13 protein-coding genes are annotated in these 16057 nt (G+C 68.9%); all 13 read right to left on the bottom strand.

Annotated features, from left to right (window positions below):
* Positions 1-225: 225 nt before the first annotated feature.
* Genes nuoN through ACSMXV_RS24375 form a run of 13 tightly spaced genes read right to left on the bottom strand, consistent with a single transcriptional unit; the run spans position 226 to position 16051 of the window.
* A complete protein-coding gene (gene nuoN / locus ACSMXV_RS24435) occupies positions 226-1890 on the bottom strand; it encodes an NADH-quinone oxidoreductase subunit NuoN (protein ID WP_473173416.1) in 1665 nt (554 codons plus the stop codon).
* Positions 1887-3476 carry an NADH-quinone oxidoreductase subunit M gene (locus ACSMXV_RS24430; protein ID WP_473173415.1) on the bottom strand — a complete coding sequence of 530 codons (1590 nt, stop codon included), beginning with the start codon at positions 3474-3476 and terminating at the stop codon, positions 1887-1889. Before ACSMXV_RS24430 ends, nuoN begins: the two co-directional genes overlap by 4 nt.
* A 5-nt stretch (positions 3477-3481) precedes the next feature.
* Positions 3482-5443: an NADH-quinone oxidoreductase subunit L gene (gene nuoL / locus ACSMXV_RS24425; RefSeq protein WP_473173414.1), complete on the bottom strand. Its 1962-nt coding sequence runs from the start codon at positions 5441-5443 to the stop codon at positions 3482-3484.
* A 13-nt stretch (positions 5444-5456) separates the two neighbouring features.
* On the bottom strand, positions 5457-5756 hold the full coding sequence (gene nuoK / locus ACSMXV_RS24420; RefSeq protein WP_181866175.1) for an NADH-quinone oxidoreductase subunit NuoK: 300 nt from the start codon (positions 5754-5756) through the stop codon (positions 5457-5459).
* The gene (locus tag ACSMXV_RS24415; protein ID WP_181866174.1) at positions 5753-6568 is read right to left on the bottom strand and encodes an NADH-quinone oxidoreductase subunit J; all 816 of its coding nucleotides are present in this window, start codon (positions 6566-6568) and stop codon (positions 5753-5755) included. The genes nuoK and ACSMXV_RS24415 overlap by 4 nt, the downstream gene beginning before the upstream one ends.
* Complete coding sequence (gene nuoI, locus ACSMXV_RS24410; RefSeq protein ID WP_473173413.1) at positions 6565-7251, bottom strand: NADH-quinone oxidoreductase subunit NuoI; 687 nt, start codon at positions 7249-7251, stop codon at positions 6565-6567. Before nuoI ends, ACSMXV_RS24415 begins: the two co-directional genes overlap by 4 nt.
* Complete coding sequence (gene nuoH, locus ACSMXV_RS24405; RefSeq protein WP_473179056.1) at positions 7244-8602, bottom strand: NADH-quinone oxidoreductase subunit NuoH; 1359 nt, start codon at positions 8600-8602, stop codon at positions 7244-7246. The genes nuoI and nuoH overlap by 8 nt, the downstream gene beginning before the upstream one ends.
* 26 nt (positions 8603-8628) lie before the next feature.
* Positions 8629-11139: an NADH-quinone oxidoreductase subunit G gene (locus ACSMXV_RS24400; RefSeq protein WP_473173412.1), complete on the bottom strand. Its 2511-nt coding sequence runs from the start codon at positions 11137-11139 to the stop codon at positions 8629-8631.
* Positions 11136-12512 (bottom strand): NADH-quinone oxidoreductase subunit NuoF, encoded by a 1377-nt coding sequence (gene nuoF, locus ACSMXV_RS24395; protein ID WP_181659011.1) that lies wholly within the window; start codon positions 12510-12512, stop codon positions 11136-11138. The genes ACSMXV_RS24400 and nuoF overlap by 4 nt, the downstream gene beginning before the upstream one ends.
* Positions 12512-13372, bottom strand: a complete 861-nt coding sequence (nuoE, locus tag ACSMXV_RS24390) for an NADH-quinone oxidoreductase subunit NuoE (protein ID WP_181659010.1) — start codon at positions 13370-13372, stop codon at positions 12512-12514. The genes nuoF and nuoE overlap by 1 nt, the downstream gene beginning before the upstream one ends.
* Positions 13369-14745 carry an NADH-quinone oxidoreductase subunit D gene (locus ACSMXV_RS24385; RefSeq protein WP_246460136.1) on the bottom strand — a complete coding sequence of 459 codons (1377 nt, stop codon included), beginning with the start codon at positions 14743-14745 and terminating at the stop codon, positions 13369-13371. Before ACSMXV_RS24385 ends, nuoE begins: the two co-directional genes overlap by 4 nt.
* Positions 14742-15500 (bottom strand): NADH-quinone oxidoreductase subunit C, encoded by a 759-nt coding sequence (locus ACSMXV_RS24380; RefSeq protein ID WP_473173411.1) that lies wholly within the window; start codon positions 15498-15500, stop codon positions 14742-14744. Before ACSMXV_RS24380 ends, ACSMXV_RS24385 begins: the two co-directional genes overlap by 4 nt.
* A complete protein-coding gene (locus ACSMXV_RS24375) occupies positions 15497-16051 on the bottom strand; it encodes a NuoB/complex I 20 kDa subunit family protein (protein WP_181659007.1) in 555 nt (184 codons plus the stop codon). Before ACSMXV_RS24375 ends, ACSMXV_RS24380 begins: the two co-directional genes overlap by 4 nt.
* Positions 16052-16057: the final 6 nt, after the last annotated feature.

Here is a 16057-nt window from a genome sequence, read left to right as displayed (position 1 = left end):
CGTCCCTCGACCACCACAGCCACCATAGGGGCCTGCGCTGACACCCGAAGAGTTATCCACAGGCTGGGGGGTGCGTGGGGCGCCCTGCGGGGCCTTTCCCCAGTCCCGCCCCTTCCCGAAGCTGGGGGCTCCGCCCCCAGACCCCCGAATCGCCCTTCGGGCTCGTCCTCAAACGCCGGGCGGGCTGAGTGACTCAGCCCGCCCGGCGTTCAAGATCACCCAACCTCAGCGCACAAACACCCCCGCCTGCCCCGCCAGATCCAGGAAGTACTGCGGCGCCACACCGAGCACCAGCGTGACCGCCACACCGAGCCCGATCGCCGTCATCGTCAGCGGCGAAGGGACGGCGACCGTCGGCCCCTCCGGCTTCGGCTCGCTGAAGAACATCAGGACGATCACGCGGATGTAGAAGAACGCCGCGACGGCCGACGAGATCACACCGATCACGACCAACGGTGCCGCCCCGCCCTCCGCCGCCGCCTTGAACACGGCGAACTTCCCGGCGAAGCCAGACGTCAGCGGAATGCCCGCGAACGCCAGCAGGAACACCGCGAACACGGCTGCGACCAGCGGCGAGCGTCGTCCGAGCCCCGCCCACTTGGACAGGTGCGTGGCCTCGCCTCCCGCGTCCCGCACCAGCGTCACGACCGCGAACGCGCCGATCGTCACGAACGAGTACGCGGCCAGATAGAACAGCACGGACGAGACGCCGTCCGGGGTCATGGCGATGACACCCGCGAGGATGAAGCCCGCGTGCGCGATCGACGAGTACGCCAGGAGCCGCTTCATATCGGTCTGGGTGATCGCGACGATCGCGCCGCCCAGCATCGTGACGATCGCGACGCCCCACATCACCGGCCGCCAGTCCCAGCGCAGACCCGGCAGGACCACGTACAGCACCCGCAGCAGCGCGCCGAACGCGGCCACCTTCGTCGCGGCCGCCATGAAGCCCGTGACCGGCGTCGGCGCTCCCTGGTACACGTCCGGGGTCCACATGTGGAACGGCACCGCGCCCACCTTGAACAGCAGCCCCATCACCAGCAGGGCGGCGCCGATCAGCAGCAGCGTGTCGTTGCCCATGGTGTCTGCGAGGGCCGGGCTGACGTTCTGGATGCTGCCGTCGACGACCTGCGCGATCGTCGCGTACGACACGGAGCCCGCGTAGCCGTAGAGGAGGGCGATGCCGAACAGCGTGAACGCGGAGGCGAAGGCGCCCAGCAGGAAGTACTTGACGGCTGCTTCCTGCGACACGAGCCGCTTGCGGCGGGCCAGGGCGCAGAGGAGGTAGAGCGGCAGCGAGAAGACTTCCAGGGCGATGAACAGGGTCAGCAGGTCGTTCGCCGACGGGAAGATCAGCATGCCGCCGATCGCGAACAGGACCAGCGGGAACACCTCGGTGGTGGTGAATCCCGCCTTCACCGCGGCCTTTTCGCCGTCGCTGCCCGGCACGGCCGCGGCCTGTGCGGCGAACGAGTCGACGCGGTTGGCGCCTGCCGCAGGGTCAAGCCTGCGCTCGGCGAAGGTGAACACCGCGACCAGACCCGCCAGCAGAATGGTGCCCTGCAGGAACAGCGACGGCCCGTCGACGGCGATCGCGCCCATCGCCGAGATCCTCGCCTTCGTGGTGCCGTATCCACCGGCCGCCAGCGCGACGATCGCAGCGAAGGCGGCGGCGAGCGCCACGACGGACAGGAAGACCTGCACGTAGTAGCGCGACTTGCGGGGCACGAAGGCCTCGACGAGCACCCCGATGATCGCCGCGCCCAGGACGATCAGGGTGGGCGACATCTGCCCGTACTCGAACTTCGGCGCGTCGATCTTGGTGATCTGGTCTTGCAAAGGCGCTGTCGCTGCGGTTGTCCACAGGCTGTGGACGGCTGATGCGCTCACTTGGCCGCCTCCACCTCGGGCTTGGGGTCCTGCTGCTGTACGTCGGACAGGGTGTGCCCGACCGCAGGGTTGACGATGTCGGTGACCGGCTTCGGGTAGACGCCGAGGAAGATCAGCAGTGCGATCAGCGGGGCGACCACCACGAGTTCGCGCACCCGCAGATCCGGCATCGCCGAGACCTCCGGCTTCACCGGGCCCGTCATCGTCCGCTGGTAGAGGACGAGGGTGTAGAGCGCGGCGAGCACGATGCCGAAGGTGGCGATGATGCCGATCACCGGGTAGCGGGTGAATGTGCCCACCAGCACCAGGAACTCACTGACGAAGGGGGCAAGGCCCGGCAGGGACAGGGTTGCCAGGCCGCCGATCAGGAAGGTGCCGGCCAGCACCGGGGCGACCTTCTGCACGCCTCCGTAGTCGGCGATGAGCCGCGAGCCGCGCCGCGAGATCAGGAAGCCGGCCACCAGCATGAGTGCGGCGGTCGAGATCCCGTGGTTGACCATGTAGAGCGTCGCGCCGGACTGGCCCTGGCTCGTCATCGCGAAGATGCCCATGATGATGAAGCCGAAGTGGGAGATCGACGCATAGGCCACCAGGCGCTTGATGTCTCGCTGGCCGACGGCCAGCAGGGCGCCGTACACGATGCTGATCACGGCCAGTACCAGAATCACCGGTGTCGCCCACTTGCTGGCCTCCGGGAAGAGCTGGAGGCAGAAGCGGAGCATCGCGAAGGTGCCGACCTTGTCGACGACCGCTGTGATGAGGACGGCGACCGGGGCGGTGGCCTCGCCCATGGCGTTCGGCAGCCAGGTGTGGAGCGGCCACAGGGGCGCCTTCACCGCGAAGGCGAAGAAGAAGCCCAGGAACAGCAGGCGTTCGGTGTTGGTCGCCATGTCGAGCTGGCCGCTGGCCCGGGCCGCGGCGATCTCCTGAAGCGAGAAGTTCCCCGCCACCACGTAGAGGCCGATCACCGCGGCCAGCATGATCAGGCCGCCGACCAGGTTGTAGAGGAGGAACTTCACCGCGGCATACGAGCGTTGGGTAGCCGCGGCCTCGTCGCCCCCTGCATGAGCCCTGTCCCCGAAGCCGCCGATGAGGAAGTACATCGGGATGAGCATGGCTTCGAAGAAGATGTAGAAGAGGAAGATGTCGGTGGCCTCGAAGGAGAGGATCACCATCGCTTCCACGGCGAGGATCAGGGCGAAGAAGCCCTGTGTCGGCCGCCACCTCTTCGACTTGGTCTCCAGGGGATCGGCGTCGTGCCACCCCGCCAGGATGATGACCGGGATCAGTACGGCGGTCAGCGCGATGAGCGCCACCGCGATGCCGTCGACCCCCAGTTCGTACCGCACGCCGAAGTCCTCGATCCAGGCGTGCGATTCGGCGAGCTGATAGCGGTCGCCGCCGGGCTCGAACCGTACGGCCACGATCGCGGCCAGCACGAGCGTGGCCAGCGAGACCAGCAGCGCCAGCCACTTGGCTGCGGTCCGCCGGGCGGCCGGAACGGCGGCCGTGGCGATCGCACCGACTGCCGGGAGCGCAGCCGTCGCCGTCAGGAGCGGGAACCCCGCGTTCACTACTTGCGACATCGTGGTCACACTCCCCTCATCAGCAGGGTCGCGGCGATCAGGACTGCCGCACCGCCGAACATCGAGACCGCATACGAGCGTGCGTAGCCGTTCTGCAGCTTGCGCAGCCGCCCGGACAGCCCGCCGACCGAGGCCGCCGTGCCGTTGACGACCCCGTCGACCAGCGTGTGGTCGACGTACACCAGGGAGCGCGTGAGGTGTTCGCCGCCGCGGACCAGCACGATGTGGTTGAAGTCGTCCTGGAGGAGATCGCGCCGGGCTGCCCGGGTGAGGAGCGAGCCGCGCGGGGCGACGACGGGGACCGGACGGCGCCCGTACTGGAGGTAGGCGAGGCCGACGCCGAGCAGCAGCACCACGATCGTGGCCGTTGTGATGACCGGCACGCCGACCACCGGGTGCGGGTGGTCGAAGGAGGTCACCGGCTCCAGCCAGTGCACGAACCGCTCGCCGATGCCGAACACCGCGCCCGCGAAGACCGACCCGAGGGCCAGCACGATCATGGGGATCGTCATGGACTTCGGAGCCTCGTGCGGATGCGGCATCTCGCCGGGGTGCACCTCGATGCCGGGCTCGACGCTCGGCGCCGTGTCCGGGTCGGGGGCCGGCTGCCAGCGCTTCTCCCCGAAGAAGGTCAGGATCATCACGCGCGTCATGTAGTACGCGGTGATGCCCGCGCCCAGCAGTGCGACTCCACCGAAGATCCAGGATCGCAGATCGCTCTGCTGAGCGAAGGCCGCCTCGATGATCTTGTCCTTGGACCAGAAGCCCGAGAACGGCGGGAGACCGATGATCGCGAGGTAGCCGAGGCCGAAGGTCACGAAGGTGACCGGCATGTACTTCCGTAGGCCGCCGTACTTCCTCATGTCCACCTCGTCGTTCATGCCGTGCATGACCGAGCCGGCACCGAGGAACAGCCCGGCCTTGAAGAAGCCGTGCGTCACCAGGTGCATGATCGCGAACGCGTAACCGATGGGACCGAGGCCGGCGGCCAGGACCATGTACCCGATCTGCGACATCGTCGAGCCGGCCAGCGCCTTCTTGATGTCGTCCTTCGCGCAACCGACGATGGCACCGAAGAGGAGCGTGACCGCGCCGACCACCACGACCGCCAGCTGGGCGTCGGGAGCGCCGTTGAAGATGGCGCCGGACCGGGTGATCAGATACACGCCCGCCGTCACCATGGTGGCCGCGTGGATCAGGGCCGAGACCGGAGTCGGGCCCTCCATCGCGTCCCCGAGCCAGGACTGCAGCGGCACCTGCGCGGACTTGCCGCACGCGGCGAGCAGCAGCATCAGGGCGATCGCGGTCAGCTCGCCCTCCCCGGCGGCGCCGGCGAGCCCGGGGTCCTCGTGCGTGCCGAGCACCGGCCCGAAGGCGAAGGTGCCGAACCACAGGAACATCAGCATGATCGCGATGGACAGACCCATGTCGCCGACGCGGTTGACCAGGAAGGCCTTCTTCGCGGCGGTGGCGGCGCTGGGCTTGTGCTGCCAGAAGCCGATCAGCAGGTACGAGGCGAGGCCTACGCCCTCCCAGCCCACGTACAGCAGGAGATAGTTGTCGGCGAGGACCAGCAGCAGCATCGCCGCGAGGAACAGGTTCAGATAGCCGAAGAAGCGGCGGCGCCGCTCGTCGTGCTCCATGTACCCGATCGAGTACAGGTGGATGAGCGAGCCGACGCCGGTGATCAGCAGGACGAACGTCATCGACAGCTGGTCGAGCTGGAAGGCGACATCCGCCTGGAAGCCCTCGACCGGGATCCAGCTGAACAGGTGCTGGGTGAGCGTCCGCTCCTCGGCACCCTTGCCCAGCATGTCGGCGAAGAGCACGGCACCGATGACGAAGGAGACGGCCGCCAGCACCGTGCCGATCCAGTGGCCCGTACGGTCCAGTCGGCGCCCGCCGCACAGCAGGACGGCCGCTCCGAGCAGTGGCGCCGCTACCAGCAGCGCAATCAGATTCTCCACGTTCAGCGACCCCTTACAGCTTCATCAGGCTGGCGTCGTCGACCGAGGCCGAGTGGCGGGAACGGAACAGCAACACGATGATCGCCAGCCCGACCACGACCTCCGCGGCGGCGACGACCATCGTGAAGAAGGCGATGATCTGGCCGTCGAGATTGCCGTGCATCCGGGAGAAGGCGACGAGCGCGAGGTTGCAGGCGTTGAGCATGAGCTCGATGCACATGAACACGACGATCGCGTTCCGCCTGATGAGCACGCCGGTGGCGCCGATCGCGAACAACAGGGCGGCGAGATAGACGTAGTTGACCGGGTTCACTTCGAGGCCTCCTCGGGCCGCGGCCGTTCAAGGCGGTCCTCCGCGCGCTGCTCGAGCGCCTTCAGATCGTTCAGTGCGTCCTTGGAGACGTCGCGGATCTGGCCCCGGGAGCGCAGCGTCTTGTTGACGGTGAGCTCGGACGGGGTGCCGTCCGGGAGCAGGCCCGCGATGTCGACCGCGTTGTGCCGGGCGTAGACGCCGGGGGCGGGCAGCGGCGGCAGGTGCTTGCCCTCGCGCACACGCTGCTCGGACAGCTCGCGCTGGGTCTTGGCTCGCTCGGTGCGCTCGCGGTGCGTGAGCACCATCGCGCCGACCGCGGCGGTGATCAGCAGCGCGCCGGTGAGCTCGAAGGCGAAGACGTACTTGGTGAAGAGGAGCTCCGCGAGGCCCTGGACGTTGCCGGCGGAGTTGGCCTGTCCGAGGCCGTTGAACTCCTTCAGCGAGGCGTTGCCGATGCCGCCGACGAGCAGCACCGCGAAGCCGAGCCCGCACAGGGCGGCCAGCCAGCGCTGGCCCTTGATGGTCTCCCTCAGCGAGTCCGCCGCGGTGACGCCGACGAGCATGACCACGAAGAGGAACAGCATCATGATCGCGCCGGTGTAGACGACGATCTGCACGATGCCCAGGAAGTACGCACCGTTGGCGAGATAGAAGACCGCCAGGACGATCATGGTTCCGGCCAGGCACAGCGCGCTGTGCACGGCCTTCTTCATGAGCACGGTGCACAGGGCGCCGATCACGGCGACCGTCCCGAGCACCCAGAACTGGAAGGCCTCGCCGGTCGAGGTGGTGTAGGCGGCGAGCTGTGTCATCGGCCGATCACCTTCTTCGAGGCGGGCTCGTCAGGGCCGAAGTCCGAGGATGCCTCTTGGGCCGCGCCCGAAGGGCCTGCTGATTGATGCAGTTCCCCTTTGGAGACCGCGACCTGCTGGACCGTCCCCGGCGCCGCTTCCGTCACGAGGCCCCGGTAGTAGTCCTGCTCGTCCATTCCGGGGTAGATCGCGTGCGGCGTGTCGACCATGTCCTCCTGGAGGCCGGCGAGCAGCTGTTCCTTGGTGTAGATGAGGTTCTCGCGGCTCGAGTCGGCCAGCTCGAACTCGTTGGTCATCGTCAACGCGCGTGTGGGGCACGCCTCGATGCACAGACCGCAGAAGATGCAGCGGGCGTAGTTGATCTGGTAGACGCGGCCGTACCGCTCGCCGGGCGAGTAGCGCTCCTCGTCCGTGTTGTCCGCGCCCTCCACGTAGATGGCGTCCGCGGGACAGGCCCACGCGCAGAGCTCGCAGCCGATGCACTTCTCCAGGCCATCCGGATGGCGGTTGAGCTGGTGCCGTCCGTGGAAGCGAGGAGCGGTGGTCTTCTTCTGCTCCGGGTACTGCTCGGTGAGCCGCTTCTTGAACATGGCCTTGAAGGTCACGCCGAAGCCGGCCACCGGGTTCTGGAACCCCTGGTCGGTCTCGCCGGACTTCCCGGGCTCCTTGGGCTCCTCAGCCATCGGACGCCTCCTTTCCATCCGTAGGTCCGTCACTTGGAGTATCCGGGCCGCCACTGACAATGAGCTCCCGCTCCCGTCGCGGGCGCCGCCTCGGCACCGGCGGAAGCGTCTGCCCCGGCAGCGGCGGCACGGGGAATCCGCCCGCCATCGGGTCGAAGGCCGCGGGCTTCTCGCGTGCCTCCTCGGCGGGCTGCCTGGCGCGGAACATGTCGACGACGAAGGACAGCAGCAGGACGGCGAGGACGCCTGCGCCGACGTAGAGCGCGATGTCGCTGACGGCGTAGTTCGCGTTCCGCAGCGCCCGGACGGTCGCCACGAGCATCAGCCAGACCACCGAGACGGGGATGAGCACCTTCCAGCCGAGCTTCATCAGCTGGTCGTAGCGGACGCGGGGCAGGGTGCCGCGCAGCCAGATGAAGAAGAACAGCAGCAGCTGGACCTTGACGACGAACCAGAGCATCGGCCACCAACCGTGGTTCGCGCCCTCCCAGAAGGTGGAGACCGGCCAGGGGGCCCGCCAGCCGCCGAGGAAGAGCGTCACCGACACCGCCGAGACCGTCACCATGTTCACGTACTCGGCGAGCATGAACATCGCGAACTTGATCGACGAGTACTCGGTGTTGAATCCGCCCACCAGGTCGCCCTCGGACTCCGGCATGTCGAACGGCGCCCGGTTGGTCTCGCCGACCATCGTGACGATGTAGACGAGGAACGACACCGGCAGCAGCAGGATGTACCAGCGGTCCTGCTGCGACTCGACGATCGCCGAGGTCGACATCGACCCGGAGTACAGGAACACCGAGGCGAAGGCGGCGCCCATCGCGATCTCGTACGAGATCATCTGCGCGCAGGAGCGCAGGCCCCCGAGCAGCGGATACGTGGATCCGGAGCTCCAGCCCGCCAGCACGATTCCGTAGATGCCGACGGAGGCGACCGCGAGGATGTAGAGCATCGCGATCGGCAGGTCGGTGAGCTGCATCGCGGTGCGGTGGCCGAAGACCGAGATCTCGTTGCCCGCAGGCCCGAAGGGGATCACGGCGATCGCCATGAAGGCCGGGATCGCCGCGACGATCGGGGCAAGGATGTAGACGGCCTTGTCCGCGCGCTTGACGATCACGTCTTCCTTGAGCATCAGCTTGATGCCGTCGGCGAGCGACTGGAGCATGCCCCAGGGGCCGTGCCGGTTGGGGCCGATGCGCAGCTGCATCCAGGCGACGACCTTGCGCTCCCACACGATGGAGAAGAGCACCGTCACCATCAGGAAGGCGAAGCAGAAGACCGCCTTGATCGCGACCAGCCACCAGGGGTCGGTGCCGAACATCGACAGGTCCTCCGCCGCCAGCGGCGTCAGCGCCCCTGGCGCCACTGCCTGCGGCGTCATGACGTCACCTCCGTGACAGAAGAGGCCTTCGGCTCCACCGCCGGGCCGATACGGACGAGTTCGCCGGGCCGCGCCCCCGTGTCCGAGGCGACGCCTGTCCCGCTGGAGTTCAGCGGGAGCCACACCACGCGGTCGGGCATCTCCGTGATCTGCAGCGGGAGTTCCGTGGTGCCCGCGTCGCCCGTGACGGCCAGGACGTCGCCCTCCTTGACGCCCGCCTCGGCCGCGGTGGCGGCGGAGAGCCGGGCCACGGCCGCGTGCCGGGTTCCGGCGAGCGCCTCGTCGCCCTCCTGGAGACGGCCCAGGTCGAGCAGCAGCCGATGCCCTGCGAGTACGGCCTCTCCGGCACCCGGCCTCGGCAGGGGCACCGCCGTCTCGAGGGGCTCCGTCGCCCGCGGCCCGTCCCAGGTGCCGAGCCGGTCCAGCTCGACACGTGCCGCGCGCAGATCGGGCAGACCCAGGTGGACGTCCATCGCGTCCGCCAGCATCTGCAGCACGCGTGCGTCGGTGGGTGCCAGGCGGCGCGTCATGTGGTCCGGCTTGAGCGCGGCCTCGAAGGGCCTCGCCCTGCCTTCCCAGTTGAGGAAGGTGCCCGCCTTCTCGGCGACCGCGGCCACCGGCAGCACGACGTCGGCCCGCTCCGTGACCTCGCTCGGGCGCTGCTCCAGCGAGATGAGGAAGCCCACCTCGTGAAGTGCTTCACGCGCGCGTGCCGGATCGGGAAGATCGGCGACCTCGACGCCCGCGACGAGCAGCGCACCGAGCTCGCCCGTTGCGGCCGCCTCGACGATCTGCCCGGTATCGCGTCCGTAGCGGTGCGGAAGCTCCGCGAGCCCCCAGGCGGCCGCGACCTCATCCCGCGCGCGCGGGTCGGTCGCCGGACGCCCGCCCGGCAGCAGCGACGGCAGCGCACCCGCCTCGATCGCGCCGCGCTCACCGGCCCTGCGCGGGATCCACACCAGCCGTGCGCCGGTCGCCGTCGCCGCCCGTACGGCGGCGGTCAGCCCGCCCTCCACGGCGGCGAGCCGCTCGCCGACGACGATGACGGAACCCTCCGCGCGCAGCGCCTCGGAGGCCTTCGCCCCGTCGCCTTCCAGACCGACCCCGCTCGCGAGCGCGTCCAGCCATTCGGTCTCGGTGCCCGGCGCCGCGGGCAGCAGCGTGCCGCCGGCCTTGTCCAGGCCGCGCGTGGCGTACGAGGCGAGGGCGAAGGTGCGCTGTCCGTGCTTCCGCCACGCCTTGCGCAGCCGCAGGAAGACGCCGGGAGCCTCCTCCTCCGCCTCGATTCCGGCGAGCAGCACGGCGGGGGCCTTCTCCAGCCCGGAGTACGTCACGCCCGTCCCGTCGAGGTCCCTGCCGCGACCGGCGACCCGCGAGGCCAGGAAGTCGGCCTCCTCGCCGCTGTGCACGCGCGCGCGGAAGTCGATGTCGTTGGTGTCGAGCGCCACGCGCGCGAACTTGCTGTAGGCGTAGGCGTCCTCGACGGTCAGCCGGCCGCCGGTCAGCACGCCGGTCCTGCCGCGCGCCCCGGTCAGCCCGCGGGCCGCCGCTTCCAGGGCCTCGGGCCAGCTTGCGGGCTCCAGCTCACCGCTCTCGGCGTTCCGGACGAGGGGGTGTTCGATCCGGTCTCGCTGCTGCGCGTACCGGAACGCGAACCGGCCCTTGTCGCAGATCCACTCCTCGTTGACCTCGGGGTCGTTGGCGGCGAGCCGCCGCATGACCTTGCCGCGCCGGTGGTCGGTACGCGTCGCGCAGCCGCCGGAGCAGTGCTCGCACACGGTCGGGCTGGACACGAGGTCGAAGGGCCGGGCGCGGAAGCGGTACGCCGCCGAAGTGAGCGCGCCCACCGGGCAGATCTGGATGGTGTTCCCGGAGAAGTACGACTCGAAGGGGTCGCCCTCTCCCGTACCGACCTGCTGCAGTGCTCCCCGCTCAAGCAGCTCGATCATCGGGTCGCCGGCGACCTGGTTGGAGAAGCGGGTGCAGCGCGCGCACAGCACGCACCGCTCGCGGTCGAGCAGCACCTGCGTGGAGATCGGCACGGGCTTGGCGAACGTCCGCTTCTTGCCCTCGAAACGGGTGTCCGGGTCGCCGACCGACATCGCCTGGTTCTGCAGCGGGCACTCGCCGCCCTTGTCGCAGACCGGGCAGTCCAGCGGGTGGTTGATGAGCAGCAGCTCCATCACACCGCGCTGCGCCTTCTCGGCGACCGGCGAGGTGAGCTGGGTCTTCACGACCATGCCGTCCGTGCAGGTGATGGTGCAGGACGCCATGGGCTTGCGCTGGCCCTCGACCTCGACGATGCACTGTCGGCAGGCACCGGCCGGATCGAGCAGCGGGTGGTCGCAGAACCGCGGGATCTCGATGCCGAGCATCTCGGCGGCCCGGATGACCAGGGTGCCCTTGGGCACGCTGATCTCGATGCCGTCGATCGTCAGCGATACGAGGTCCTCGCGCGGCACCGCGGCCTCGCCGCCCCCGGAGGGAGCGCTTGTGGCGATGGTCATGCGTTCACCTCCGTACGGTGATCGGCCCAAGCCGTGGACTTGGCCGGGTCGAAGGGGCAGCCCCCGCCCGTGATGTGCTGCGCGTACTCCTCGCGGAAGTACTTGAGCGAGGAGAAGATCGGCGAGGCGGCGCCGTCGCCGAGGGCGCAGAAGGACTTGCCGTTGATGTTGTCGGCGATGTCCGCGAGCTTGTCGAGGTCGCTCATCGCGCCCTTGCCTGCCTCGATGTCGCGCAGCAACTGCACCAGCCAGTACGTCCCTTCACGGCAGGGCGTGCACTTGCCGCAGGACTCGTGGGCGTAGAACTCGGTCCAGCGGGTGACGGCCCGTACGACGCAGGTCGTCTCGTCGAAGCACTGCAGCGCCTTCGTGCCGAGCATGGAGCCGGCGGCGCCCACGCCCTCGTAGTCGAGTGGGACGTCCAGGTGCTCCTCGGTGAGCATCGGGGTCGAGGAGCCGCCCGGGGTCCAGAACTTCAGCCGGTGTCCCGGCCTCATCCCGCCGCTCATCTCGAGCAGCTGACGCAGCGTGATGCCGAGCGGGGCCTCGTACTGGCCGGGGTTGGCGACATGGCCGCTGAGCGAGTAGAGCGTGAAGCCCGGGGACTTCTCGCTGCCCATCGACCTGAACCACTCCTTGCCCTTGTGCAGGATCGCGGGAACCGACGCGATCGACTCCACGTTGTTGACGACAGTGGGGCACGCATAGAGGCCGGCGACAGCAGGGAAGGGGGGACGCAGTCGCGGCTGGCCGCGGCGGCCTTCGAGCGAGTCGAGCAGCGCGGTCTCCTCACCGCAGATGTACGCGCCCGCGCCCGCGTGCACGGTGAGTTCCAGGTTGAGTCCGCTGCCCAGCACGTTCTTGCCGAGGTAGCCCGCCGCATACGCTTCGCGGACGGCCTCGTGCAGCCGCCTGAGCACGGGGACGACCTCGCCGCGCAGATAGATGAAGGCGTGCTCCGACCTGATCGCGTGACACGCGATCACGATCCCTTCGATCAGGGCATGCGGGTTCGCGAAGAGGAGCGGGATGTCCTTGCACGTCCCGGGCTCCGACTCGTCGGCGTTGACAACAAGATAGTGAGGCTTGCCGTCGCCCTGCGGGATGAACTGCCACTTCATGCCCGTGGGGAAGCCCGCGCCGCCGCGGCCGCGCAGGCCCGCCTCCTTGACGTACGCGATGACGTCGTCCGGCGACATGGCGAGCGCCTTGCGCAGGCCCTCGTATCCCTCGTGCCGCCGGTAGCCCTCCAGCGTCCAGGACCTGTCCTCGTCCCAGAACGCCGACAGCACGGGAGCGAGCAGCTTCTCCGGGCTCGACTCCCCGCCCGCCTCGGGCCGGGAGGTCCCCCCGAATTCGGTGGACACGGTCATCACTCCCCCTCCTCGGTGACCGGGCCCGCGGGGTGCGCGGGGTCGGATGCCGATGTCTTCTGCGGCGCGTCATGCGAGCTGCGGTGTTCGGCGGGCGGCTCGTCCTGGGGTGCCGCGCCCCTGATCTCCTCGCCGCGCGGGTGCACGATGCGCGGCTCGGGCTGTTCGCCCTTGGCGAGGCGGAGTCCGATCAGGGAGGCCGGGCCCGCGCTGCCGCTCGCGTCGACGGCGCCGGGCCGGGGGTCGGGGAATCCGGCGAGGATGCGGGCGGTCTCCTTGTACGTGCACAGAGGCGCGCCGCGAGTCGGCCGGACCTCGGCACCCGCGCGCAGATCGTCGACCAGCCGCCTGGCGCTCTCGACGGTCTGGTTGTCGAAGAACTCCCAGTTGACCATCACGACCGGCGCGAAGTCGCAGGCCGCGTTGCACTCGATGTGCTCCAGGGTGACCTTGCCGTCGCCGGTGGTCTCGCCGTTGCCGACGCCCAGGTGCTCCTGGAGGGCGGAGAAGATGGCGTCGCCGCCCATGACCGCGCACAGGGTGTTGGTGCAGACGCCCACCTGGTAGTCACCGCTCGGCTTGCGCCGGTACATGGTGTAGAAGGTGGCGACCGCGGTGACCTCGGCCGTGGTCAGGCCGAGCATGTCCGCGCAGAACCGCATCCCGGTGCGCGTGACGTACCCCTCCTCGGACTGCACCAGGTGCAGCAGCGGGAGCAGCGCGGAGCGGGAGTCCGGGTAGCGGCCGATGATCTCGCGCGCGTCCGCCTCGAGCCGGGCTCGGACGTCGTCCGGGTAGTCGGGCGCGGGCAGCTGCGGCATGCCCAGGCTGACGCCCTGTTCGGAAGGGGTGGTGGTCACCGGTCGACGCCTCCCATCACGGGGTCGATGGACGCGACGGCGACGATGACGTCGGCGACCATGCCGCCCTCGCACATCGCCGCCATGGACTGCAGGTTGGTGAACGACGGATCGCGGAAGTGGACCCGGTAGGGGCGGGTGCCTCCGTCGGACACGACGTGCACCCCGAGTTCGCCCTTGGGCGACTCGACGGCCGCGTACGTCTGGCCCGGCGGGACCCGGAATCCCTCGGTCACCAGCTTGAAGTGGTGGATCAGGGCCTCCATGGAGGTGCCCATGATCTTCTTGATGTGGTCGAGCGAGTTGCCGAGACCGTCCGGGCCGAGCGCGAGCTGCGCGGGCCAGGCGATCTTCTTGTCGGCGACCATGACCGGACCGGGCTCCAGGCGGTCCAGGCACTGCTCGACGATCCGCAGCGACTGGCGCATCTCCTCGAGCCGGATGAGGAAGCGGCCGTAGGCGTCGCAGGTGTCGGCGGTCGGGATGTCGAAGTCGTACGTCTCGTAGCCGCAGTACGGCTGGGCCTTGCGCAGGTCGTGCGGGAGGCCCGCCGAGCGCAGGATCGGTCCTGTCGCGCCGAGCGCCATACAGCCGGCGAGGTCGAGGTAGCCGATGTCCTGCATGCGGCCCTTGAAGATGGGGTTCCCGGTGGCGAGCTTGTCGTACTCGGGAAGGTTCTTGTTCATCTTCTTCACGAACTCGCGGATCTGGTCGACCGCGCCGGGCGGCAGGTCCTGGGCGAGTCCGCCGGGCCGGATGTACGCGTGGTTCATCCGCAGGCCGGTGATCAGCTCGTAGATGTCGAGAATGAGTTCACGATCACGGAAGCCATAGATCATGATCGTGGTGGCGCCGAGTTCCATGCCGCCGGTGGCGATGCACACCAGGTGCGAGGACAACCGGTTCAGCTCCATCAGGAGCACCCGGATGATCGTCGCCCGGTCGGGGATGTCGTCCTCGATGCCGAGGAGCTTCTCGACCGCGAGGCAGTACGCCGTCTCGTTGAAGAACGGCGTCAGATAGTCCATGCGCGTCACGAACGTGGTGCCCTGCGTCCACGTGCGGTACTCGAGGTTCTTCTCGATGCCCGTGTGCAGATAACCGATGCCGCAGCGGGCCTCGGTGACCGTCTCGCCCTCGATCTCCAGGATGAGGCGGAGCACCCCGTGGGTGGACGGGTGCTGCGGACCCATGTTGACGATGAGGCGCTCGTCGTCGGCCTTGGCCGCGGTCTGGACGACCTCGTCCCAGTCGCCGCCGGTGACCGTATATACGGTGCCCTCGGTGGTCTCACGGGCTGAAGCGCCATCCAATGGGTGCCTCCCGAAGGGAGTCGATGAGGGGTGGTGGTCGGGTGACGGGTGGGCGCTCATGAGTACGACCTCCGCTGGTCCGGAGCCGGGATCTGGGCGCCCTTGTACTCGACGGGGATGCCGCCGAGCGGGTAGTCCTTGCGCTGCGGGAAGCCCTGCCAGTCGTCCGGCATCATGATCCGCGTCAGCGCCGGGTGGCCGTCGAAGACCAGCCCGAAGAAGTCGTACGTCTCGCGCTCGTGCCAGTCGTTCGTCGGATAGACGGAGACCAGCGAGGGGACGTGCGGATCGGCGTCGGGGGCGCTGACCTCCAAACGGATCAGCCGGTTGTGAGTGATCGACCGCAGGTGGTACACGGCATGCAGCTCGCGGCCCTTGTCGCCGAGGTAGTGCACCCCGGAGACGCCGGTGCAGAGCTCGAAGCGGAGCGCCGGGTCGTCGCGCAGGGTCTGGGCGACGCGGAGCAGGTACTCGCGCGCGATGTGGAAGGTGATCTCGTCGCGGTCGACGACGGTCTTCTCGATGGCGTTCTCGGGGAGAAGTCCCTGCTCCTCCAGGGCGCCCTCGAGCTCGTCGGCCACCTCGTCGAAGTATCCATATGCGCCTCCGCCGCGTGGGCCGCCGTACGGCCGCACGGCCGGGCCGGGCAGCCGTACGGACCGGACGAGCCCGCCGTACCCGGTGGTGTCGCCGCCGTTGTTCGCGCCGAACATGCCGCGCTGGACGCGGATCTCCTCGCCCTGGTCGCCTCGCTGACCAGGGAGATTCGAGGCGTTGAGGTCCTGCTCGGGGTTCACGCCGTTGTGCTCGCTCATCGCAGCAGCCCCTTCATCTCGATGATGGGGAGCGCCTTGAGCGCCGCCTCCTCGGCCTCCTGCGCCGCCTCCTCGGCGTTCACGCCGAGCTTGGAGGTCTGGATCTTCTGATGGAGCTTGAGGATCGCGTCCATCAGCATCTCGGGCCGCGGCGGGCAGCCGGGCAGGTAGATGTCGACGGGGACGACGTGGTCGACGCCCTGCACGATCGCGTAGTTGTTGAACATGCCGCCCGACGAAGCGCAGACGCCCATGGAGATGACCCACTTGGGGTTCGGCATCTGGTCGTAGACCTGCCGCAGCACCGGCGCCATCTTCTGGCTCACACGGCCGGCCACGATCATCAGGTCGGCCTGGCGCGGCGAGCCGCGGAAGACCTCCATTCCGAAGCGGGCCAGGTCGTAGCGCCCCGCGCCGGTCGTCATCATCTCGATGGCGCAGCAGGCCAGGCCGAAGGTGGCCGGGAAGACGGACGACTTGCGCACCCAGCCCGCGGCCTGTTCGACGGTGGTCAGCAGAAAACCGCTCGGCAGTTTCTCTTCGAGTCCCATTAGTGG

It is taken from the genome of Streptomyces sp. DSM 42067 (assembly GCF_055792885.1).
This window is presented reverse-complemented; position numbering and strand designations above follow the sequence as displayed.